At 42.0% G+C, this 24,484-nt stretch carries 18 protein-coding genes and 1 tRNA gene; 13 read left to right on the top strand and 6 right to left on the bottom strand.

The window, feature by feature from the left end:
• The first annotated feature begins 103 nt into the window (after window positions 1-103).
• From IQ274_RS00140 to IQ274_RS00155, 4 genes are all read left to right on the top strand, one after another.
• Complete coding sequence (locus tag IQ274_RS00140) at window positions 104-880, top strand: metal ABC transporter ATP-binding protein (protein ID WP_114085699.1); 777 nt, start codon at window positions 104-106, stop codon at window positions 878-880.
• An 11-nt stretch (window positions 881-891) separates the two neighbouring features.
• Window positions 892-1,761 carry a metal ABC transporter permease gene (locus IQ274_RS00145; RefSeq protein WP_193866991.1) on the top strand — a complete coding sequence of 290 codons (870 nt, stop codon included), beginning with the start codon at window positions 892-894 and terminating at the stop codon, window positions 1,759-1,761.
• A gap of 75 nt (window positions 1,762-1,836) precedes the next feature.
• Window positions 1,837-1,909 (top strand) — tRNA-Phe (locus tag IQ274_RS00150).
• A 199-nt stretch (window positions 1,910-2,108) separates the two neighbouring features.
• Window positions 2,109-2,495, top strand: coding sequence for a hypothetical protein (locus IQ274_RS00155; protein ID WP_193866992.1), 387 nt, complete (start codon window positions 2,109-2,111; stop codon window positions 2,493-2,495).
• A 305-nt stretch (window positions 2,496-2,800) separates the two neighbouring features.
• On the opposite strand, the gene IQ274_RS00160 is transcribed toward IQ274_RS00155, so the two are convergent.
• On the bottom strand, window positions 2,801-3,943 hold the full coding sequence (locus IQ274_RS00160; protein ID WP_193866993.1) for a BMP family ABC transporter substrate-binding protein: 1,143 nt from the start codon (window positions 3,941-3,943) through the stop codon (window positions 2,801-2,803).
• 236 nt (window positions 3,944-4,179) lie between these two features.
• Here IQ274_RS00160 and IQ274_RS00165 point away from each other — a divergent pair, with 236 nt between their 5' ends.
• The 4 genes from IQ274_RS00165 to cobJ all read left to right on the top strand — a co-directional run bounded on the left by IQ274_RS00165 (window position 4,180) and on the right by cobJ (window position 8,688).
• Window positions 4,180-5,679, top strand: coding sequence for an acyl--CoA ligase (locus tag IQ274_RS00165; protein ID WP_163929613.1), 1,500 nt, complete (start codon window positions 4,180-4,182; stop codon window positions 5,677-5,679).
• Window positions 5,680-5,719: 40 nt separating this feature from the next.
• Complete coding sequence (locus IQ274_RS00170; protein WP_012411090.1) at window positions 5,720-6,109, top strand: hypothetical protein; 390 nt, start codon at window positions 5,720-5,722, stop codon at window positions 6,107-6,109.
• Between the two features lie 175 nt (window positions 6,110-6,284).
• Complete coding sequence (locus tag IQ274_RS00175; RefSeq protein WP_193866994.1) at window positions 6,285-6,866, top strand: NADPH-dependent FMN reductase; 582 nt, start codon at window positions 6,285-6,287, stop codon at window positions 6,864-6,866.
• Between the two features lie 97 nt (window positions 6,867-6,963).
• Window positions 6,964-8,688 (top strand): precorrin-3B C(17)-methyltransferase, encoded by a 1,725-nt coding sequence (cobJ, locus tag IQ274_RS00180; RefSeq protein ID WP_193866995.1) that lies wholly within the window; start codon window positions 6,964-6,966, stop codon window positions 8,686-8,688.
• A gap of 741 nt (window positions 8,689-9,429) precedes the next feature.
• Here cobJ and IQ274_RS00185 read toward each other — a convergent pair.
• The 3 genes from IQ274_RS00185 to IQ274_RS00195 form a co-directional block, all read right to left on the bottom strand.
• Window positions 9,430-9,975: an RNA 2'-phosphotransferase gene (locus IQ274_RS00185; RefSeq protein WP_163929616.1), complete on the bottom strand. Its 546-nt coding sequence runs from the start codon at window positions 9,973-9,975 to the stop codon at window positions 9,430-9,432.
• A gap of 166 nt (window positions 9,976-10,141) precedes the next feature.
• The gene (locus IQ274_RS00190) at window positions 10,142-11,329 is read right to left on the bottom strand and encodes an anion transporter (protein ID WP_193866996.1); all 1,188 of its coding nucleotides are present in this window, start codon (window positions 11,327-11,329) and stop codon (window positions 10,142-10,144) included.
• Window positions 11,330-11,419: 90 nt separating this feature from the next.
• Window positions 11,420-11,623 (bottom strand): hypothetical protein, encoded by a 204-nt coding sequence (locus IQ274_RS00195; RefSeq protein WP_163929618.1) that lies wholly within the window; start codon window positions 11,621-11,623, stop codon window positions 11,420-11,422.
• A gap of 225 nt (window positions 11,624-11,848) precedes the next feature.
• Here IQ274_RS00195 and IQ274_RS00200 point away from each other — a divergent pair, with 225 nt between their 5' ends.
• From IQ274_RS00200 to IQ274_RS00210, 3 genes are all read left to right on the top strand, one after another.
• Window positions 11,849-12,679, top strand: coding sequence for a peptidoglycan-binding protein (locus IQ274_RS00200; RefSeq protein WP_163929619.1), 831 nt, complete (start codon window positions 11,849-11,851; stop codon window positions 12,677-12,679).
• A gap of 539 nt (window positions 12,680-13,218) precedes the next feature.
• Window positions 13,219-14,406, top strand: coding sequence for a TRC40/GET3/ArsA family transport-energizing ATPase (locus IQ274_RS00205; RefSeq protein WP_193866997.1), 1,188 nt, complete (start codon window positions 13,219-13,221; stop codon window positions 14,404-14,406).
• Between the two features lie 255 nt (window positions 14,407-14,661).
• The gene (locus IQ274_RS00210) at window positions 14,662-17,970 is read left to right on the top strand and encodes a GAF domain-containing protein (RefSeq protein WP_193866998.1); all 3,309 of its coding nucleotides are present in this window, start codon (window positions 14,662-14,664) and stop codon (window positions 17,968-17,970) included.
• Window positions 17,971-18,318: 348 nt separating this feature from the next.
• Here IQ274_RS00210 and IQ274_RS00215 read toward each other — a convergent pair whose 3' ends face one another.
• A complete protein-coding gene (locus IQ274_RS00215) occupies window positions 18,319-19,302 on the bottom strand; it encodes a CHAD domain-containing protein (protein ID WP_193866999.1) in 984 nt (327 codons plus the stop codon).
• A gap of 281 nt (window positions 19,303-19,583) precedes the next feature.
• On the opposite strand from IQ274_RS00215, the gene IQ274_RS00220 reads away from it, so the two are divergent.
• The gene (locus IQ274_RS00220; RefSeq protein WP_193867000.1) at window positions 19,584-20,651 is read left to right on the top strand and encodes a DUF3616 domain-containing protein; all 1,068 of its coding nucleotides are present in this window, start codon (window positions 19,584-19,586) and stop codon (window positions 20,649-20,651) included.
• Window positions 20,652-20,675: 24 nt separating this feature from the next.
• Here the strand turns inward: IQ274_RS00220 and IQ274_RS00225 are convergent, their stop codons facing one another.
• Entirely contained in the window at window positions 20,676-21,080 is a 405-nt protein-coding gene (locus IQ274_RS00225) for an NIL domain-containing protein (protein ID WP_012411079.1), read from the bottom strand.
• Between the two features lie 184 nt (window positions 21,081-21,264).
• Between IQ274_RS00225 and IQ274_RS00230 the strand changes: the two genes are divergently transcribed.
• Complete coding sequence (locus IQ274_RS00230; RefSeq protein WP_193867001.1) at window positions 21,265-24,243, top strand: response regulator; 2,979 nt, start codon at window positions 21,265-21,267, stop codon at window positions 24,241-24,243.
• The last annotated feature ends 241 nt before the right edge of the window (window positions 24,244-24,484 follow it).

The following is a 24,484-nucleotide window of genomic DNA, read 5'->3' on the forward strand; positions in this document are numbered from 1 at the left end:
TTGTCATTTGTCCTTTGTCATCTGTCCTTTGTAAAAACTAATGACCAATGACTAATGACCAATGACCAATGACTAATGACTAATGACTAATGACTAAGAACCAATGACTAATGATATTGCTATTTTAAAAGTAGAAGGATTAACTGTCTATCAAGGTAGTTATTTAGCTGTTCGAGATGTTTCTTTTGAATTGTTGCCAGGAACAGATACAGCTATTGTTGGCCCCAATGGTGCTGGTAAAAGTACCTTAGTAAAAGCGGTTTTAGATTTGATACCTCGAAGTGCTGGTACGATTGAAATTTTCGGTCGTCCAATTGCAAGGTTGGGGCGTTTGCGTCATTTATTGGGCTATATGCCGCAAAATTTCATCTTTGACCGCAGCTTTCCTATTTCTGTTAGCGAATTGGTGGGACTGGGATGGGCAAAGGAAGGAAAAAAGGGAGATTTATTTTTCTCCAAGCTGTGGAAACAAGACAGAGAAAAATCGGCAGCAGTAGTAGAAGCTTTACGGCGAACCGATGCTTATCATTTACAGCATCAAGCTATTGGTACTCTTAGTGGTGGTCAACTCAAGCGGGTTTTATTAGCTTATTGTTTGGTAATGCCTCGGAAACTTTTGGTACTCGATGAAGCCTTTGCTGGTGTTGATGTGCAAGGTTCAGCAGATTTTTACGCTTTGCTAAATGAATTAAAGCGAGAGGAGGGTTGGACGGTATTACAAGTTTCCCATGATATTGATATGGTAAATCGCCATTGCGATCGCGTGCTTTGCCTGAACCAAAGCATTGTTTGTACTGGTAAACCGGAAATTGCCCTTTCACCGCAAAACCTGTTAGCAACATACGGCCCAGGTTTCAGCCGTTACCAGCACCAACATTAAAGCTTATAAATATGGATTTCTTCAATGATTGTCAGATAGCTTGGCTTGCGATCGCCAGTAGTAATGACTTGGTAAGCTTGTTAACATTCCCCTTCATGCAGCGTGCGATCGTCGGTGCTGTGTTAATGGGAATACTTGGCGGGATGTTGGGTAGTTTTGTCACCTTGCGCCAGTTGTCCTTTTTCAGCCACGCCGTTGGTCATGCAGCATTAGTAGGTGTGGCATTAGGTGTACTACTCCAAATAAATCCGACTTGGATGCTGTTACCTTTTACCTTGGTTTTCGGCGTTATTGTCCTCTACTTCATCGACAAAACCGATTTAGGTAGCGATAGTGTCCTTAGCATAGTGCTATCTGGGGCATTAGCGATCGGTGTGATTCTCACTAGCCTGATTAAAGGATATCGCGGTAACTTGATGGCTGTGCTGTTCGGGGATATTCTAGCGATCGATACCACAGATTTGATTTTGACGCTGTTAGTACTTGTAGGAGGTAGCATATTTTTACTATCAACCTTGCGACAGCAAATTTTATTGACCCTTAACCCTGATGTAGCACAAGTCCAAGGCATTCCCGTCCAATTGTACCGCTATGTATTTGTGGTTTTGCTTTCACTCGCCGTTGCCGTAGCGATTAAAGCTGTCGGCGTTTTACTAGTGAACGCTTTTTTGGTTATTCCCGCCTCCACCGCCAAATTGATGAGTCACCACTTTAGCCGCTTTTTAGTCATATCGGTCATAGTTGGTTCCATCAGCAGCATTGCTGGCATCATTGTCTCTGGTATTTTCAACCTTGCTTCTGGTCCAAGTATTGTTCTTGTACAATTCCTGCTATTTATAGCCGTTTTCATCTGGTTTAAGTTGAATTTGAAAGCTGCATAAATCTTTTTTCTCCAAGGGCTTGCTATATTTTGGGATGTTTGCTACATTGATTAATCGTGGCTCACAAAAGCCCCAGCCGGGATAGCTCAGTTGGTAGAGCAGAGGACTGAAAATCCTCGTGTCACCGGTTCAAGTCCGGTTCCTGGCATAACTTACAGACAAAAACACCTCTGGCATCCTGCTTCCACTCGCAGTAGACTTGCATCCAACATAAATAAATCGTTGGTAGCATTAGTAGCGGTAACACGCGTTATCTCTACCGTTGACGGCAAGACAGAAAAAAGGGTAGGGATTCTCGCTATCCCTACCCTGACGGTAAACGTACACACTGTTAACGGACAATGACGATGGTGAGGAAGAGAGTAACGCTACACCATAGAACCGTGCAAGGTTGTATGTATTTGTTTGCAGCAGTGACAACAAGTCGTAGCGTTACTGGGTGGTTCCCCCGCCCTCGCATACCCCTAGTCTATTGTCGTCCTCCGTTCTCAACAGCGATGATTGTTAACAAAGCATTGGTGCAAAGCACTTTTTCACATCGATTTCTTGCCGATGACTACCTTTTTTATCACCTGCGTCTCGATACCATTCCCTCAATCTTTGCCGGACTGTATTTTCTTTCTCACCCAGTAGTTCTGCTAAAAATACTGCTACTGTTGTTAGACCTGGGGAAAAGCATCATTCCCAGATCCATTACTCCACATTGCCAGTACCTTCGCCTGTGGCTGACTTAAATGTGGTAGCTTTGTGCTAACGATCGCTATCCAGCTGTTTAAACCTGAATACTCGTTCATGACCTGCTTTATGTCACGATGTTTTATTCTATCTTCTACCCTTTTCTAAAAACCTGCCCTTGAAAGGGGGGGATAAGTGAGATGAAAAGAATAACTCCCAACTCCTAACTTTTTACTCTTAACTCTCTATAGCGGTTTGCGATCGCATGGATCATAGATAATTCGTAGGGTAGTATCTGAACTTCTCCTATAATTGCCGTTTCTCTATAAGACGCTAAGTTATACGCTAACGCTAAAATTGCTTACTATAGTTTCCTCTGGGGAATTGACCCTTCAACTCCCTCAACATACCAATCCATCGCCAATTGTCCTCGATCTTCCAACACCTTACCATTTGGGACTCGCACCACCCCTTTTTGGTCTTTCACCGGGCCATCAAAAGGATGTGCAGTACCCTGAATAAACTCATCGCGCTTCGCATTCACTAGTTGTTGTACCTCTACCGGAATCGCCTGATTCATCGGCGAAATATCCACTATTCCTTGACCAATGCCATCCCAAACGTTTTGAGATTTCCAAGTATTACTCATTACAGCTAAGGCTTTATCTGTATAGAACTTGCCCCATTTGTTAATAATTGATGTCAGGTGGGCTTTTTGAGCAAACTTGTTCATATCACTGTTGTAGCCAAAAGCATAAATGCCTTTTTCCTCAGCTAATTGGATAACAGCGCCAGAGTCGGTATGCTGCGTCAGTACATCTGCACCGGAATTGACCAAAGCAATAGCTGCTTCTCTTTCTTTAGCTGGATCGTACCAACTTTGTACCCAAAGTACCTTAACTTTTGCTTGGGGATTGGTTAAACGCATTCCTTGTGTAAATGCACTAATTCCCCGAATCACCTCTGGAATTGGGTATGCGCCAATAAAACCAACTACATTTGATTTTGTCATTTTGCCAGCAATCATACCGGTTAAGTAACGCGGTTCTTCAAAACGTCCTAGATAAGTGCCGACATTGGCAGCACGTTTGTATCCTGCACAGTGTTCAAAAATAACATCACCAAATTCTTTAGCGACTTTAATTGTTGGGTTCATATACCCAAAGGAAGTGGTAAAAATCAACTTGTTACCATCTAATGCTAGTTGGCGAATTATCTTTTCAGCGTCAGCACCTTCATTGACATTTTCGACAAAGGTAGTTTTTACCTTATCGTTAAGATTGGCTTCCATATCTCTGCGACCTAAATCATGGGCATAAGTCCAACCAAAATTACCCACAGGGCCCACATAAACAAATCCCACCTTGAGAGGTTCATTTACCGCTACAGGCGACGCTGAGGGAGACACCTCACCCAGCAATTTGGAATTTTTGCCTTGAACACAACTCGTTAAAGCAAAACTAGATCCTGCTAAAGTGACATACTTTAGAAAATTCCGACGATCCATATTTTATTGATGGGGTTTAGTTGCTGAAAAATATTTTTCTGATTTCTAGTAACGACAGATACACTCTTGACTTAATTTTAGCTCTTGTTTTTTGCCGTTAAGTTATTACCAAAAGAAATCAAATAATGGTTGATATTATACAAAAGCACAATACTTTTTAATGAAAAAAAGGAAATGAGCGAGAAGCATTAATAACCTATGTCTAATGCCCAACTTTACTAATCTGGAGGTTTTTAATGAACTTATTTGAGCTTTTAGCAGGGGAAGATAATCATTCAGCCCTCGTTACACCTGGGGGGCGATCGCTGACTTATAAGCAATTACGCGAGAATATTGTTGAACTCGTATCCCAACTCAACAGCTTTGGATTGACACAGGGAGAACGCATAGCCATTGCCATGACTAACGGTTCACCAATGGCTATTACCTTTTTGGCTGCCGCCCTGTGTGGTACTGCTGCACCCTTAAATCCCAAATACAAACAAGACGAATTTGCCTACTACTACGAAGATACTCAGGCAAATGCACTGATTACCTTGTCTGATGAACCAGAAGCAGCGATCGCCGCCGTCACACCCAATATGATGGTGATTAATGCCAAGGTAAATACTGACGGTACATTGAGCTTTGAATTAGTCAAAACAGGCTCAAAACCAATTGAATCATCAAATCCCGCAGCGCCCAACGCCGACGATCTGGCTATGATTCTCCACACTAGCGGTACTACCAGCCGTCCGAAACGTGTGCCGATTCGTCATCGCAACTTAATCGCCTCAGCCAACAACATCATTGGTGCTTACTCACTCACAGCATCTGATACTACACTTTGCTTAATGCCCCTGTTCCATGTTCACGGATTGGTAGGTTGTTTGCTGTCAACTTTAGCATCAGGCGGCACACTAATTTGCCCTAATGGTTTTAATGCCTTAGAGTTTTGGAAACTAGTAGATACCTACAAACCTACTTGGTACTCCGCAGCGCCAACCATGCACCAGACAATTTTGGCCCGCGCTAGCCGTAACACAGAAATTGTCAAAGCTAACCCCTTTCGTTTCATTCGCTCTAGTAGCGCCTCCTTGCCCCCGATTATTATTGAACAGTTGGAGGCAACTCTCAATGCTCCTGTGGTGGAATCTTACAGCATGACTGAAGCATCCCATTTAATGACCACCAATCCCTTACCGCCAAAAGTGCGGAAACCAGGTAGTGTAGGTTATGGCTTTGGTGTGGATGTCGGCATTATGGACTCCGAAGGCAACCTATTATCTCAGGGAAGCTTGGGCGAGGTGGTGGTAAAAGCGCCTAATGTCATTGATGGTTACGAAAACAACCCAGAAGCGAACGCCACAGCTTTTGTAAACGGTTGGTTCCGTACAGGAGATCAGGGTACTGTGGATGCAGACGGCTATCTCCGCTTAACTGGACGCATTAAAGAATTGATTAATCGGGGTGGGGAAAAAATTTCTCCCTTAGAAGTGGATGATGTTTTGCTTCGCCATCCCGCCGTCGCCGAAGCCTTAGCTTTTGCTGTCCCCCACAAATCTTTAGGTGAAGATATCCACGCTGCTGTTGTCCTCAAGGGAGAAGTTGGCGAAAAAGAACTTTTAGCTCACTGTTCAACTATGTTGGCAGACTTCAAAGTTCCGAAACAAATTCACATTTTGGAACAACTACCTCGTGGTGCTACGGGGAAACTGCAACGGTTAGCTATGGCGAAATTGCTTAACATAGGCTAAATCAGCGATACACTAAGGAAAATTCCTTGAGGAAGCGTCAATGGCACGGTCAAACGGGGTTCAAACTGAAATGTCTGCACAGGAATTGCCTACAATCTCAGATGAAGATACAGTCAAAGTTGAAGATTTGCCGGAACAAGTAGAGGATGTGCAGGATATTGACGACATCTTGAACTCACTCAAAACCTTGCTGAGTAGTCTAGAAAAGCTCCAAAAAGTTCGGCAGGAAGTAGGCGACATCAAACCGTTAATTGGGCGGATGCTTGATGGCGAATTAGTTGCTGGTGAAGAACTTGAGCAACTCAAGTCAGGTGTGAGCAGTCTTTCTCGCCTTGTGCGGGCTTATAATGACCATCAAATAGCGTTGGCTAAAGCCCAACCTGCAAGAAATTTGCTAGATCAAGTCCTTAAAGAGCGTAAAGCTAATTGAAATAAGAAGCGATGTCTACGACGGGCTACGCCTACGCATTTTTTAATTTCAGGAAATGCGTAGGCGTAGCCCTAATTACCCAAATGTCTAAACACACATCAGCTTGTTGCAATCTGACGCTGTAAGTAGATGGTAAATTCAACTTGTGGCTAGACATTGTTAAAAATTATTGATCATGAGCTTTAAAACAGTAGTCTTCTATGGTTCCTACAGGAGCGATCGCCAGGGCATCAAAGCTGCCAGATTCATAATTAATCAGCTTGAGCAAAGAAACCATGAGGTGATTTTTGTCGATGCAAAGGAGTATGACTTTGGCATTTTAGACCGGATGTATAAGGAGTATGATACAGGTCATGCTCCTGCAAAGATGGAAGAACTGGCAGAACATATCCGAACAGCAGACGGTTTTGTAGTTGTTGCGGGAGAGTATAACCATTCCATTCAGCCAGGGTTGAGCAACCTGATGGATCACTATTTAGAAGAATACTTTTTCCGCCCGGCTGGTATTGTTTCTTACTCAGCTGGTGGCTTTGGAGGAGTACGGGCAGCCATACAGTTACGTTCTTTTCTGTCAGAGATGGGAATGACTACGATTTCAAGTATTTTTGCCATCTCCAAAATTGGGGAATCTCTGGATGAAGCAGGTACTTCACAGGCGATCGCTTTGACGAAGAGAGTCGGTCAATTTTTGGATGAATTAGAGTGGTACGAAGAAGCATTGCAACGACAAAGATTTGAAAAAGGAAACCCTTTCTAATCAAGTCGGGATAAGTATTGAACGACAGTTATGATTTTTTCATGACTAAATCTGTGGTTTCATTTGAAGGATATCGAATTTTGCAAGATATCTACTTATGATCATGAACGTTGCACCCGCCATTGTAGTACTAGGTCAAAATAGCGTGACAGTAGCACGCAAAATAATCAGCGTTCTACCAGGAGCGACGCTATACGGTCTAGCGGGTCGCACATCGGGAGTGGATGTCAGCTTTACTAATTTTGGCGACACGTTACGCGAGTTATTTGCTCAGGGAACGCCGCTAATTGGCATTTGTGCCGCCGGAATTTTAATTAGGACGCTAGCTCCCATACTCTCGGATAAACAGCAGGAACCACCTGTGTTAGCTGTGGCTGAAGATGGTAGTGCTGTTGTTCCCCTCTTGGGTGGACTTGGTGGGGTAAACGATTTGGCCCGCCGCATTGCCGAAGCGCTTGATGTTAAACCTGCAATTACAACTACAGGTGATTTACGTTTGGGTACAACGCTTTTGTCTCCTCCCAACGGATACCGTTTAGCAAACCCAGACGATGCTAAGAAATTTATTTCAGATGTGCTAGCTGGGGCAGAAGTCAGACTAGAAGGCATAGCACCTTGGTTGAGCGATAGTAAATTACCCATAAATCCCAATGGAGATTTGACCATCCAAGTTACGGAACGTTTGGTAACTCCTACAGCCAACTGTCTTGTCTATCACCCAAAAACTGTAGCGATCGCAATTAATGGCATCATTGATGATGCAGTAGCTTTAGTAGAGCAGCTACTAGTTGATACCAAACTAGAAAAAACATCAGTCGCCGGGATATTTGCACCCATCACCGCCGCCAATCCCGCAGTTAATGCTGTAGCTAGCGCCTTGGGAGTACCTGCCCGCTTTTTTAACCCAAATCAGCTAGAAAGTCTGTTATCACAAGGTTATAGCCCTGCCCAAGCAGCTGCGATCGCCGCCACAGGCACATCTCCATTATCTTCCTTATCTTCTGATGTTGCGATCGCAATTGCCCCCCAACCAATTGACCTCAACACTATCGGTCAGCCACGCGGAAGGTTAGCGATTATTGGCACGGGGCCTGGTGGATCGCAATGGATGTCTCCAGAAGTGAAGGAGATACTCAAGTCGGCAACTGACCTCGTAGGTTATAAAACTTATTTAGATTTAATCGGTTCTCTGGCTGATGGCAAGCAACGGCATGAGTCTGACAACCGTGAAGAAGAAGCACGGGCAAAAATGGCCCTTGATTTGGCTGCATCTGGGCGATATGTCGCTGTGGTTTCATCTGGCGACCCTGGTATCTATGCAATGGCAACCGCAGTTTTTGAAGTGTGCGATCGCTATGCCAAACCCGAATGGGAAAATATCGATATTCATGTAGCACCAGGTATTTCAGCTATGCAGGCAGCAGCAGCAGCTATTGGTGCGCCCCTTGGACATGACTTCTGTGCTATTTCCCTCTCTGATATCTTGAAGCCTTGGTCTGCGATCGAACAACGAATTGCTGCTGCTGCCGAGGCTGATTTTGTAATCGCTTTCTACAATCCTGTTTCCAAAGAACGTACTTGGCAACTGGCAGAAGCGAGAAATATTTTGCTGCGACATAGAACACCGGATACCCCAGTAGTATTGGCGCGGAATCTTGGCAGACCAGGACAAACGGTGAAAGCGATCGCACTTGAGCAGTTAGCACCAGCAAGCGCTGATATGCGAACAATTATTCTCGTTGGTTCCACAAAAACCCGAACCATCAAACGCAGTGATGGTAATTTCTGGGTTTATACGCCGCGCCGCTATACGGAAGAATAAGCATGATAAGCGCTGTAAAAACAAGGGAAACTTCTCCTTTGTTGGGGTTATATCATGTTCGGTTAAAGACTTATCATTAAGACTGCAAGGGGGCAGGGGGCAGGAGGAGAAAGGGTTTTCAGGTTTTTGCACAGATGCGGAAATTATAACTAATTAGCCGGACATGATATTAAATCCATTTTTCTATGCGATCGCATAATAAAACCCCAGGACTGGGAATTCATTCCTGGGGCTGTTATACCTGACCACCTTTACATTTTTAATCTAAAAGCCATGTAAATATTGAACTTTCAAAAGACATATATATCTGGATTTTGTCCAAATATACTTTTGGAATTAAGTCAATTCGTGTTATTATGAATTCGTTTTTTATGAAAATAAAATAATAATAAAAGTTATTTTATACAATTAAAATTTAATCAGTTTGAGTATTTGTAAAAAGATATAATTCCAGTAAATATGTCCATTATCTTAGCTGAAATATCTTGATTTTTTTTGGTCGATAATTAACAATAAAAGCATCATGATTCATACATGATTGTAGCCGAAAAAGTGACAGAAGCCCTTATTTAAGTCCGCGAAAGCGGACTTTTTTGTATCTATACATAAGTGATTGCTATCTTTATAACCCAATATGGTTCATTTAAGGGCTACTGGCAAAAGTTTGGGGTTTCGAGACGCGATAAATCGCGGTCTCTACAAGTGTTTCTTTTTAAATCACTCTTAACAACTGATGAAAATTCAAATTTTTTGGAGATACTCAGGTGGTACACGATCCACTAACCAAACACCATTATCAGAACAATAGAAGATGTAACCTGCCTGATGCATTGTGGCAGCAGATATAGCAAAAACCACTGGTTTTCCATGTCTTGCACCAACAGTTTGTGCTGTTGCAATATCCTTTGATAAATGGACATGATGCCGTGACATTTTGCAAAGTCCTGTTTCCATAATTGAATCTACAGATTTGTGTCCCGTGCCATGATAAAGCTCATCTGGGGGAACAGCAGGTTCTAATTGTAAATCGACTTCTACACTATGTCCTTGGTTAGCCCGAATCAGAGTACCTGTTGAGTCAAAAGAAAAACGTTGTTTTTCGCTAGATTCTACTACCGCCTCTAATTCTTGACGGGTAATCGAAAACTTGTTTTTAGCACAAGCGGTAATTAATTCATCAACAGCAACCCAACCACCAGGAGCAAGTTTAATCCCAATTGCATCCGGTGCATGTCGCAGATGCTTGCTGAGATATTTGCTGATTTTGACGAGGCGAGAATCACTCATTTGCTTGTAATTGGTATATTTATACTACATTTATGTATTTATATGTTACATCACGATTTTCATTAGACATTTCTAGAAATTAAATATGCGTTATCCAGAATCCTTGTAGAGACGTAGCACTGCTACGTCTCTATATTCATTTTCACTCCTATGTCTATTGATGATTTTAAGCAATCCAAAAATAGGTAAGCATCAAGGTGATAGCAGTTAGCGGTAGCCCAAATCGCAAATGTTCCCCAAAAGTGAGTCGATATCCCTGTTTGGCAACAGCCTCCGCCACAATCAAGTTTGCCACCGAACCCAGTAGGGTGAGATTTCCTGCTAGTGTTGAAGCCGCCGCTAGTAGTAGCCAAGTGCGGGTGTCGGGATGGGGAATTAGGTGATGTAGTAGCAGTACAGCCGGTACATTCGACACTAAATTTGATAGCAAAGCTGTTATCCCTAAAATGCTCAAGGGATTGTCAACAAAACGAGAAAGCCATTCTAAAGAACCAAGTTTTTGTACACCTTCGGTAAGGATGAACAGTCCACAAAACATTAATAGCAAATCCCAGTCTACCTTTTGTAAAATTCGCTCAGGCTTGAGGCGGCGCGTTACCAGTAATAGTGCGGCGGCAATTAAGGTAACTTCAGCAGTAGGAATTCCGATTAAAAATGCTACTAGTAATCCGGTGGTAATCAATAGACTTTTAATTAACAGTGGCTTGAAGATGTGATAACGCGCGGGTTTTACTTTTAAGTAAGGACGAAGCGATCGCACCTCTGGATATAACCACCACAATAAACCTACCTGAATCGTCAAACAAATCAACGCAAGTGGTGTTAAGGCTTTCGCAAAATCTAGATAACTAATGCCAGAAAAGGAACCGATCAAGATATTTTGAGGATTACCGCTCAAGGTGGCAACGGAACCGAGGTTAGTTGCACCTGCTAGCGCCAGCAAATAGGGGATAGGTTTAAGCTTGAGTAACTGGGTAATACCAACTACTAAAGGTGTCAAAATTAGAGCAATCGTATCATTGAGAAAAAGTGCTGAGAGGATGCCACTGCCAAAAGTTAATACCACCAGTAATCCAAATGGGCTGTGGATGCGGCAGATTGTATAATCAAGGGCAAGCTGAAAAAAACCAGAGGCGGCGAGATTGGCGCTGATTACCATCATGCCAAATAGAAAAATTAGTGTTTTGTAGTCGATCGCACCCCACGCCGCAGGCAAATCTAGTACTCCCAATGCCATTAACAAGGCAGCACCAACAATGGCGATCGTCGCCCGATTCATCCGCAGCCCGGGCAAGTATCCTAATCCTAGCCCGATGTAGGTGATAATAATCACGAGATATCGCAAAACTACCATTGCTCTATTCCCTAAACGTAGCAAGCCCCGATTTAGAGCTTACCGGATAGGCTGTAGATTTAGTTTCGCGCATGAAAAACCAGAAGAAAATTAAGGCAAGAGTTGCGATCGCAGCCATAGATCGTGAATATCTGCTAAAAATACATTCAACCAATCAAGTGTTTTCACGCTTCGTTTATGCGTTACAGAACGAGTGCGAAGTGTAGGAGTGTGTAACTTTAAGATGCAATACGGTTCGGATAAGCATTTTTCACTTTCCTTGTAGTCTGGGTAAAGGGGAAAGGATGTATTCAAAACCTTTTCCCTTTCCCCTTCAACCGAACCGTATTGACTTAAGATGTATGCCCTTAGCACGTAGTATCATCATCAATAGTTGAGAATAAGCGATCGCGATCGCTCACCAAGACTTAAAACCACTTTTCTTTTTCCAGGTGTTTAGTTACTTACGCCGAACCTCTTCTAGAAAAGCAACTTGGTGTGACACATCGCTTAACTTTTGGAACGCCTTGCAAATAAGATATGTTAGATTTATTTATCTCTACTTACTTAATTTTTGTAAAACCAGATACATTAAATGGTAGTTTAGTAGCAAAGGAATCGAAGAGCATGGCCATTAGTAGCCCTGAAGTCATCCGTCATATCTTGATCGGGCTGGGATATTTAGCACCTGAGATTGATCCGAAACCGGATCTCACTAAATTCGCTCCCTGGAAGCGCAACAACAACTCATTGACAGACGATCTTACTGAAGAAGCGATTAAAAAGTTTCAGAAGCAGTACTCAAAAAAACTTGTGGTAAATGGTAACGCTGATGCTGAAACTCGAACTGTAATGGAAGAGACAGTCAAAGGGCTTCAAAATAGATTGAAGTTTCACGGTTTTGCAACCCCTGCCGAAATTCCTCCAGACAAGCCTTTTTATGGGCCAGCCACTTATACAGCAGTCAAGAAATTTCAGAAATCTCAGGGTTTAACTGAAAATGGCATTGCCACTTTTGAACAGCGTCAAATTCTACAGCAGCCTAACCTGACAGATAAGCCTCCAACCCCGCCACAATCACAACTCAAGCTGATAGATTTGTGCTTCCAATTCAAAAAGAATCCTCAAAATCCTTCTTACATCGCAGCGTTAAATAACTTACAACAAAACCTACCCAAGGACGTTTTACACAAAGTTACTAACAAATGGAGAGGGACAAACGACCAAAATCCTGAGATTGTCAAGCTGACAAATTTGTTTATTTATTATGACGACAACAATCCAAACCATCGTGATGCACTAAATCACTTACAAAGTCAGATTACCCCAGCTATCTCTCAAGCATTTTTAAGCCTCTGGAATAAAAAGTAAGCAAAGCGATCGCTCTTGGAGAACTTCCAAAGCCTCTAAGCTAACGCGCCTACATATTGCAATATTTTCCGTGTAGACCGTCATTAGTCATTAGTCATTTGTGTTTACCAAGGACAAAGGACAACCTCACCAGTTGATGTGCAATCTTATTTGCATAACAGCTTAGTAGCTTTTGTGGTGAGACTAAGAGGTTGTTTGAAAAGTGTTTTGCTGTGACTTTAGGCACTTTGAGTTCCCACTAACCCACATTTTTAAGGGGGTATTTAGGAGAATCTAGAACTTTTGATACCGGCAAGATGACTTTTCAAACATCCTCTAAAGTGGATGTGGATATTTGCGATCGCAGTTCTAAAAATGAAACGGGCTGATAATTACAGCGATTTTCAGGTAAATAGACCAGACGCTAGGGGCGCAAGGCTTTTGCCGCGATCGCGCCCTAGATTTAGATGCTGTTCATGCCTAGAGACAACATTTATTTTCCTTAAACAGTCGATAATGTAAATAAATGTAAAAAATTCTCAGGCAGGATAGAAGCATCTATGCGTGTAATTTTAATGACTGGTAAAGGCGGCGTGGGCAAAACTTCCGTCGCTGCTGCAACTGGACTCCGTTGTGCAGAACTAGGCTATCAGACATTGGTTTTAAGTACAGATCCGGCTCATTCCCTAGCTGATAGTTTTGACATAGAACTAGGACACGCACCCCAAAAAATTCGCCCAAATTTGTGGGGCGCAGAACTGGATGCGCTGCAAGAATTAGAGGGAAACTGGGGTGCTGTAAAACGTTACATTACCCAAGTTTTACAGGCGAGGGGTTTAGACGGCGTACAGGCGGAAGAATTGGCGATTTTGCCAGGCATGGATGAGATTTTTGGTTTGGTAAGGATGAAACGCCATTACGATGAAGGTGAGTTTGATGTATTAATTATCGACTCAGCCCCCACTGGCACTGCACTGCGCTTGCTGAGTCTACCTGAAGTTGGTGGTTGGTATATGCGCCGTTTTTACAAACCATTTCAAAACATCTCGGTAGCACTTCGCCCTCTAGTTGAACCTTTTTTTAGACCAATTGCTGGTTTTTCGCTACCCGATAAAGAGGTAATGGATGCACCTTATGAGTTTTATGAACAAATTGAAGCTCTAGAAAAAGTATTAACAGACAATACCCAAACCTCAGTGCGTCTAGTCACCAATCCTGAGAAGATGGTGATTAAAGAGTCTCTGCGTGCCCATGCTTATTTGAGTTTGTATAATGTTGCAACAGATTTAGTAGTGGCTAATCGGATTATTCCAAGCGTTGTCCAAGATCCCTTTTTCCAACGTTGGAAGGAAAGTCAGGAACAATATCGCCAGGAAATTCATGATAATTTCCACCCTCTACCAGTGAAAGAAGTTCCCCTATTTTCTGAAGAAATGTGTGGATTAGCTGCATTGGAACGCCTCAAGGAAACTCTTTATAAAGATGAAGATCCGACTCAGGTTTATTACAAAGAAACTACTCTTAGAGTCGTGCAAGAGGAAAACCAATACAGCTTAGAAATTTATTTACCTGGTATTCCTAAAGACCAAGTTCAACTAAGTAAAACCGGAGACGAATTAAACATTACTATTGGCAACCATCGTCGTAACTTAGTTTTGCCACAAGCCTTAGCAGCACTACAACCAGGAGGGGCAAAGATGGAAGATGACTATCTAAAAATCCGCTTTTCTGACAACACAAGAGTTTAATTTTGTTGAATGTTTTTCTGTCAACAAAAAGTTAGAACTAACAAGCAAGAACTCTATCTTAATAGCTAGTACAGACGCAACTTTTTAGCGTCTGTTTTTATGATTTTTTGATGAATTTTTACATAAGGTAAAAAATATTTTTACTAGTAATTAGACCGTAGTTTTACTGAAGACAAATTGATGAAATAAATTTCACAATGTTGTTAGAATTACTAATCTCATTTTGCAAACTACTAATTTATTTTTCTATAAGCAATGACCTCCAATCCTGAACAAAATTTTTTATATAGCCAGGAAGAAAGTTTACTACGCCGGATTACAAACCGTATCCGACGAAGCTTAGAGTTAGAAGAAATTATCACAGTGACAACAGCAGAGGTGCGATCGCTATTAAAAACTGACCGAGTGATGATTTACAAATTTCATGCCGATGGTAGCGGTCAGGTCATTGCTGAGTCAATTTACAATAATCGTTTACCGTCATTACTGGGGCTGAATTTCCCGGCAGACGATATTCCCCTCAGCGCCCGTGAGCTATTTCTCAAATTACGGGTGCGTTCTGTTGTGAATGTTGATACTCAAGAAATTGGTCAAATTCACCTACGTGACTTGGATAATGGAGAAACTGTCTCAGAGGAGATCCGTTACCGCTCTGTAGACTCCTGCCATATTGAATATTTGACGGCAATGGGGGTAAAATCCTCTGTAGTAGCGCCTATTCTCTATCAAGATCAACTCTGGGGGCTACTGGTTTCTCATAATTCTGAAGCGCGTTTGATTTCAGAATATGAACTAGAAGCAGTGCAGATGGTGGTAGAGCAACTCTCTGTAGCGATCGCTCAAAGTACTCTGCTCACTCAAGTCCGCAAAACAGCCGAACGGGAAACTATCATTAACCGCATTGCTACGCTGCTACATTCACTACCGACAATTGTATTACAACCAGCCTTAGAAGCGGCTGTTGCTGCCTTTAATGGTGTTGGTGGCAGGCTTTGCATTAGAAATGAGGCTTTTGATTACTACAACGGCAATCTTACTAGCTTAACAGAATGCTTAATACCAGGAAATACTTGTATCAAGCTTTTTATCTGTGGACAGCAACCTGTGATGCCAGAACAAACTATATATCCACTAATAGAGCAGTATAGTATCTGGCAAGAACACTATAAGTTTGGTAAATACGATGTTTGGGCAATTTCAGATTTATATAATAGCTCTGACTTGCGAAGCTTACAAGTTGCTTTTCAACCAACTAAAATTCGTGGCATATTGACAATCCCACTCCAGTATCGTCAGCAGTTACTGGGCTACTTAAGCATTTTCCGCAATGAAGTAGATACAGAGACTTTATGGGCAGGGCAGTATGATAGCGATCAAAGGCAACTATACCCCCGGCGATCGTTTGAGGTTTGGCGCGAATCTAAAAAAGCACAAGCTCAAAAATGGACGAATGAAGAGATTGAACTGGCTAGAAATCTAGGTAAACACTTTGCTTCAGCAATTCAGCAATATGAATTACAGCAACAAGTACAAGTCTTCAATGAAAATTTAGAAAAACAAGTTAAAAGACGCACAGTTGAGTTAAAACGGTCATCGGAACAAGAACAAGCTGTGTTTAAGGTTATTGCCGAGATTCGAGAATCTCTGGACACAGATACCATTTTTCAAACCACCACTAAAGAAGTTTGTCAATTAATCAAAGCGGATCGCGTTTCTGTTTATCGTTTCGATTCTAATTGGGGTGGTGAATTTGTTGGTGATTTCGAGGCTGCTAGCCCATATTGGTCGAATGAGTCAGAACTAGGTATTAATACAATTTGGAATGACACCTACTTACAAGATACAGAGGGAGGACGCTACCGCAAGAATGAAACATTTGCAGTCGATGACATCTACAAGATGGGATTTGCTAAGTGTCATATCGACAACCTAGAGCAGTTTCAAATTCACGCTTTTGTGCTTGCTCCGATCTTTGTTGGGCAAAAACTTTGGGGTTTGCTGGCAACTTATCAACACACTGGCCCCCGACAATGGAAAGCCTCTGAAGTTAACTTTCTCATTCAGATTGCTGCCCAAATGGGCGTAGCACTCCAGCAAGCTGAATTACTCACCCAGACACGACAACAGACGTTAAATTTACAACAAGCAGCAGAACAACAACGGGTATTGTTTGAAGTTGTCGCCAAAGTTAGGGAATCTCTCGATCTAGATGCGATTTTTCAGACAACCACCCAAGAAATCTGTAAATCACTACAAGCGGATCGAGTTGCAGTTTACCGCTTCCAAGCTGATTGGAGTGGTGAATATATTGCCGAGTTTGTCGGCGATGGTTGGGTAAAACTAGTAGGTTCTAATACTAAGACAGTTTGGCAAGATAGCTATTTGCAGGAAACCCAAGGTGGACGATATCGTCACAACGAAACCTTTGCAGTTGATGACATTTATCAAGTTGGACATTCTCAATGCCACGTTGCAGTTCTAGAGCAAATTCAAGCAAGGGCTTATGCGATCGCACCTATATTTATTGGGCAGCAGCTATGGGGCTTGTTAGCAGCTTATCAGAACTCTGCACCCCGCCATTGGGAAGCCTCGGAAATTAAGTTTATCACTCAAATTGCTAATCAGCTTGGGGTTGCACTCAAACAAGCCCAATTACATAATCAAACTAAAGAGCAGACAGAAAAGCTGACTCAAGCTCTACATGATTTAAAGCAAACTCAAACCCAACTGATCCAAACTGAGAAAATGTCCTCATTAGGTCAACTGGTAGCTGGTGTTGCTCACGAAATTAATAACCCCGTCAACTTCATTTATGGCAACATTAATCATGTCAACAATTACGCCCAAGATTTACTGAGTATACTAGACCTCTATTTACAAAATACCCCTAACCCCAGCCCTGAGATTCGCGATCGCACCTTCGAGATCGACTTAGAATTTCTCATTGAGGATTTGCCGAAAACTCTATCTTCCATGAAAATTGGGGTTGATCGCATCCGTCAGATTGTCTTGGGTTTACGGAATTTCTCTCGCCTTGATGAGGCAGAAATGAAGCCAGTTGATATTCACGAGGGCATTGATAGCACTTTGCTAATTTTGCAACATCGTTTGAAAGCAAAACCAGAAAGTCCGGCTATTACATTAGTCAAAGAATACAGTGAGCTTCCCTTAGTAGAATGCTATGCCGGGCCACTGAATCAAGTATTTATGAATGTTTTAAGCAATGCAATCGATGCTCTTGAAGATTACAGGGAATCTCCATCAAAACTTCATAACAGTCAAATTACCATTCGTACTGCGATCGGAGAACTTGAAGGCAATATCAAGAGCGTAGTAATTCGCATTGCAGATAATGGTTCAGGAATACCCGAGGCTTTGAAAGCAAGAATCTGTGATCCATTTTTCACTACTAAACCAGTGGGAAAAGGCACTGGTTTGGGGTTATCAATAAGTTATCAAATTGTCGTAGATAAACACGGTGGTGTGTTGAAATGTGATTCTCAGCCGGGGTTAGGTACAGAATTTTGGATTGAAATTCCGGTGAGCCAAATTACCAAATCTTAGAGAAGATTAACTTTCATAGTAAAGCTGAAGGCAGGTGAAGGAAGCAGAAGAAATTATTCTTTGATGAGCTGTAGGGGCAATTCATCAATTACTCTTACGATAGATGTGGTTTTTAAAATCATTTATATAGCGCTTCATAGCGCTTCTCGTTTGGATGCACTCTCTCCTAAAAGGAGTTTCGGTGTACACACAAGCCTTTATAAGGGGAGGGTTAGGGTGGGGTAAAACCTTGGTTAATCAGCTATTTCAGACTTGTGTATACACGGCAGCCTAAAGAAAGTAGCAGAGGGCAAAAAATATATTTTCTTCCTCCTGCCTTCTTTAATGCTTGCCAATAAAGAGCAACTTTTAATTGATTACTCCCGAAAGTGGGTGCAATATTGTTAAATGAAAGCTATGCCTAGTTTCAGCTTTTAAATACCGTTCTTGCAAGGGTTGCCACTGCTGCCACGACTGATAACGATTTTCAGTTAACAAACTAGCAAGGGTAGGCAACTCAGTCTTAATTTCTGATTTAAATACCTTTTCAAGCCAGTCAGTTAAGACCGCACTATCTTGCATCGTACCCAAAATTTCTTGGATATTTTTCACTTCTGTCATATAAGCTCCGTAAGACTCACCATATAAGTCTGTAAATAGCTCCATCTGGTAGCGTATACGTTTAGCTTCTTTTCGCAAACTATGCAGAATTTCGCCTTGTGTTGTTAATTGTTGTTCTATCTTTTCTGGTTCCCAGTTCTTCTGAATTTTTACCTCTGCTTCCACAAGTTGAGTACCAACTAGCCAACCTGGATGTAGTAAAAAGTTACTCACTTCTGGTAGAAGTAAATCTGGTAGTACTTGCTGGATAGTAATAGATGCCAATGGTTGATAAGTTGGTTTATCTAACCACTTATCTAATGCCTCTTTTAAAGACTTATAAGATTCATCTTTTAATGTTTTCTGTACACTTGATAGTACATCTTCACGTTGTTTAGCTAAAGCGTTGAAAGCTGTTTGTAAAGATTCCTGTTCTTTGTGGGGTAAGTTTGGTTTGTAATTGTTTTCCAAACTTTCTTTAAGTACGTCTAAATCTCGCAGATTACCAAGACGACGGGCTATTTTACCAATATTTTTATCGCTGATTGGTTTTGGTAGATCCACTGCTAGTCCAAACCTAGTTACAGCCGTGCGTAAACGACGCATTCCTACTCGCATTTGATGAAGCGCTTCTGGATCTTCATCTTTCTTTACTGATTTTTCCCACTTCAAGGTTTTCTTAAAGTGTTTTTGAATCGCTTGGTAGGCGTAGTCCCCTAGAGTTTTTACCGTGGTTTGTGTGGCTAATTTCATAATTGAGCTTAATTACTACCTCATGAGGTTATTGCATAATAACATTAGTTAAAAATTTATATCTAGTTTTAATATATTTTTTATTCAATGAAGTTGTTACGCTTTTTATTACTATTGATAGTTGCATACTATTAATAGTAAGATAAATTATCTACCAAAGGTCTAAAAAGCCGATTCACTTTTGCGATTTAATATTTACGATAGCTGATAATAATTTTTTACATGAATAATTTATTATGATAGCATGATTAACCTTTTTGCAATCATCAGGATAATTTAGAATGTCAAACTCACATTTACTGAATCAAGTTATCTTGACTTTTATAGATAATTTTAAAGAACATAGAGAAGATTTATCAGCATTGTTGCTAACACATCAGAAGTATTTATGGTTAGGGTCAGATGAAACTTCAACTATTGAGCGTCTGTCTTTAGTTGATACTGATAAATTTACAGACCATCAACAATTTCGGGTAGCAGAATTTATCAACCTACCTGCACCAGAAAATCAAGAAATAGATATCGAGGGACTTGCTTACACTGATAATTATCTATGGTTTGTTGGTTCTCATAGCTACAAACGTAAAAAGCCTAAACCTGATAAGACTGATGCACAAAACTTTAAACGGCTAGCAAAAATTGAATCAGAACCTAACCGTTACGTCTTAGGACGGATTCCTCTAATAAACGGTAGCTTATTCTCATCTTACCCGCATCCCCAAAATCCAGATATGCAGTTGAATGCCGCTAAACTAGAGGTAACGGAACAGGGTAATTTGCTGATGACAGCTTTGGCAGACGACCCTCATTTAGGCTTGTTTATCAAGGCATCAATTCCAGGAAAAGATAATGGCTTTGATATTGAAGGAATAGGCGTTTATCAAAGCCGGATTTTTTTGGGTTTGCGTGGCCCTGTATTGCGGGGTTGGGCTATGGTGCTGGAAATTGAATTAGAAGATTCTAGCGCTGGAATTCTGAAACTGCGGCAAATTGGGGAAGCAAAGGAATTATATAAAAAGCATTTTGTCTGGTTGAATGGTTTGGGAATTCGGGATTTATGTGTAGATGGCAAAGATTTGTTGATTTTAGCGGGCCCAACGATGGATTTAGATGGGCCCGTACAAATTTATCGTTGGGTAAATGGCGTGAATCTGCGAGAAAATGTCTTTAGCAATCCAGATTTTGTCCAGGATATTCCATTTGGAAATCGGGAAGATCATGCTGAGGGAATGACGCTGTTTCAGGATGTGGCTGGTATACCTTCGCTATTGGTAGTTTATGACTCTCCAGCAAAAAGTAGGCTGGTGGGTGATGGTGCTGTAATAGCGGATGTGTTTAAGATGGAATAAAGATGAATTTTGGTTTTTGGATTGTTAAAGGTTAGTGGAGATTGCTTGTACGGGACAAGTAGGGATACATTGTTCGCAGACGATACAACGCGATCGCGTGAATGTCAGTTTGTATGTCTCTGGGTGGAGAGTGAGAGCTTCGGTAGGACAAACCCCGGTACACAAGCCGCAATGGACACAGACATCCTCATCGATCGCAATTTCGCCTAAAGTATAAGAAACGTTAACATGGCGCGATCGCATCCACTCAATAGCGGCATCTAGTTGATCGATATCTCCCGCTAGTTCCACTACGAGTTTGCCAATTTGATTTGGGGCAACTTGGGCACGGATAATATTAGCAGCGACGTTGAATTCTTTGGCCAGTACGTAAGTGACTGGCATTTGCACGGCGCGTTTCGGGAAGGTTAGTGTTACTCGTTTTTTCACAGGTTTAACAGAGGGTTTTTTCTGTTGTAACGTATTGGAAGTTTTATAACTCGAAAGATTTAGACGATGTAGGGAGTAGGGAGTGATATGGTTTAATTATTTAAAAAGCAATATAATTTTTTTTCCAATTTAAGTTTATTAGTTTTTATTTGTTGTATCCATTTTAACTTGGAAAGCTTTTAACATGAAAATATTAGTTGTAGAAGATGACGAGTTAAATGCATGTACACTGACCAACCTTTTGACTAACCAAAACTATGCGGTTGAAGTTGCTACTGATGGCGATGCTGCTTGGGATTTTATTCAAGCTTACGATTATGACTTAATTCTCCTGGATGTAGTTTTGCCTAAGCTAGATGGCATTAGTCTTTGTCGTAAAATCCGGTCTAATGGTCTGCAAATGCCGATCTTGTTGATGACAGGGCGCGATAGTAGTCATGAGAAAGCGATCGGCTTAGATGCAGGTGCAGACGATTATTTAGTTAAACCTTTTGATATAGAAGAGTTAGTTGCTCGTGTGAGGGCGCTGTTACGTCGCCCAGCCGTAACCTCACAACCTGTTCTGGAGTCTGGGAAGTTGCGGCTAGACCCTAGTAGCTGTGAAGCGATTTATTCTGGAAATCTGCTCCCGCTTACCCCAAAAGAGTTTGCTCTGTTAGAACTATTCTTGCGAAATAGTCGTCGGGTGTTTAGCTGTGGCATGATTTTAGAACATCTTTGGTCTTATGAAGATACTCCCCAAGAAGAAGCTGTTCGCACTCATATCAAAGGGTTACGACACAAACTTAAAGCTGTAGGAGCGCCCGGTGATTTGGTTGAAACAGTTTATGGTATTGGCTATCGTCTGAAACCACTGGAAGAGGATAAGCACGGGGATACAGGGGCAGGGGAGCAGGGGAGCAGGGGAGCAGAGGAGCAGGGGAGCAGAGGGGAAGTAGATAGAGTAAAATCGCCAGTACCCAATCTCAAATCACAGCAGCAAGCGCTAATGGCAGTTGCAGAAATTTGGCAACGATTTCAAGGGCGGGTGGAGCAGCAGGTGAGGGTGCTAGAGCAAGCGATCGCAACTTTAAATCAAAATAATAGTTTAAATCCCGAATTACTCTCCCTTGCAACCAAAGAAGCCCATACCTTGGCAGGGTCTTTAGGGACTTTTGGCTTGCCTCTTGGCTCAAAATTGGCCCGCAATATCGAACTGCTGCTGAGTTCTGGCCAAATCTTGAGTAAATCTGAGATTGGCAACCTCCAAAGTTGGGTAAATTTATTGCGTCGAGAAATAGAGGGAAACGATGCAGAGGCAATATCTGTATCACCAATTCCGGAATTAGAAACAGTGACGCAACCACTGCAAAATCATCCCGATGCAGAAACTAAAATATTGGTTATGGACGATGATCCGCAAATTCAGGCATTGTTGCAAACCTTACTTAGCCCTTGGGGACTCAGAGCGATCGCTCTTGAAAATCCGCTTCAGTTTTGGGAAACTTTAGAAGCAGTTGCCCCAGATATGCTGATTTTAGATGTGGAATTGCCTTATATCAATGGGATAGAACTTTGTCGATTGGTACGCAACGATTCACACTGGAGTGAGTTACCCATCTTATTCCTCACTGTTCATAGCGATGCCGAGATGGTAAATCAGGTATTTAGCATTGGTGCTGATGACTTTGTAAGCAAGCCCATTGTCGGGCCAGAACTTGTAACTCGGATCGTCAATCGCTTAGAACGAATGAAATTACGGCAGCGTGTGACGCAGGGAGGTAGAAGGGCAGGGGAGCAGGGAAGCAGAGGGGCAGGGGGAGCAGGGGAAGTAAATTTACCCTCATCTTTCCCATCTTCCTCTTACCGAGCTATTAATGAATTAGAGTTGAGGGTAGCAGAGCGAACGGCTGAGTTAATAAGTGTGAATCAGCAGTTGCAGTCACAACTTGATGAACGTCAGCAAACGCAGGAAGAATTACGGTTTTCTCAAGCCCGATTTGCCCGAATTTTAGATATTGCTGATGATGCAATTATTTCTATCAACGGGTTCCACAATATCACCTTGTTTAATCAAGGAGCAGAGAAGATTTTTGGTTACTCTGCCCAGGAAGTGATTGGCCAAGGTCTTGATTTACTCTTACCGCAGCGCTTTTTCCAAGCACATCGTCAACACGTAGCTGACTTTGGGCAATCTCCCAATGTTGCCCGGCGGATGGGAGAACGGCGTGAAATTTATGGTCGCCGAAAGGATGGAAGTGAGTTTCCAGCAGAAGCTTCTATCTCTAAAATAGATATGGGTGATGAAATATTTTATACAGTTATCTTACGAGATGTCACAGAGCGCAAGCAAATCGAACGGATGAAGGATGAGTTTGTCTCTGTTGTTAGTCATGAACTCCGCACACCTTTAACTTCGATTTACGGCTCTCTCGGAATGCTAGCCAGTGGTTTGCTAGCGACAGACTCAGAGCAGGGAAAACGTCTGTTGCAAATTGCTGCTGATAGTACCGAACGCCTAGTACGCTTAATCAACGACATCCTAGACATTGAGCGGATCGAGTCGGGTAAGGCAAAGATGGAAGCAGAAATCTGCAATATCGTTGATTTGATTACTCAAGCAGTAAATGTTATCCAGCCTTTGGCTGACAAAGCCGGAGTGACACTATCCATTTCTGCCCTATCTGGTCAAGTATTGGCAGATTGCGATCGCATTGTTCAAACTTTAACTAACCTACTGAGTAACGCCATTAAATTTTCATCTGCCGGATCTACGGTTTGGTTGGGGGCACAACAAGAAGGTGACGAAGTTTTTTTGACAGTCAAAGACACCGGACGCGGCATCCCAACTGACAAACTTGAGAGTATATTTGAGCGCTTTCAACAAGTTGACTCTTCAGATTCGCGTAACCATGATGGTACTGGTTTAGGTTTAGCAATTTGTAGAAGCATTATGCAACAGCACGGCGGACGCATCTGGGCTGAAAGTATATTGGGCGAAGGTAGCACTTTTTACGTCACTCTGCCGTTGTTTGGGACTTTACCACATACTGATTTACAAAACTCTTCCAATATTCCTGTAATTTATAGTCGTCACGAGCAAATTATAAATAGCCGCCTAAGTCAAGATGCAGAATTTTTGACCAAAGGGCGTGTTGTCCCTAGGAATTTGAACAACGATTGATGGAGTTACTTCAGCGAATTAATCACAACCCAATATTTATCGGATTTTGGGGAAAGGGGAAAGAAAAAACCTTTAACCAGTATCAATACTTTTCGGATAAACCCAACAATCTCTCTTTTGGTCTGGGGAAAGCTTACTGGGTTTGGGGTAAAGGTAAACTTAAACCCTTTCCCTTTCCCCTTTTCCCCTTAACTGAAAAGTATTGTAACCAGTATCCTTTACGCCAAACCCGATTCCGAGT

Source organism: Nostoc sp. LEGE 12447 (genome assembly GCF_015206985.1).
Classification (GTDB): Bacteria; Cyanobacteriota; Cyanobacteriia; order Cyanobacteriales; family Nostocaceae; genus Nostoc.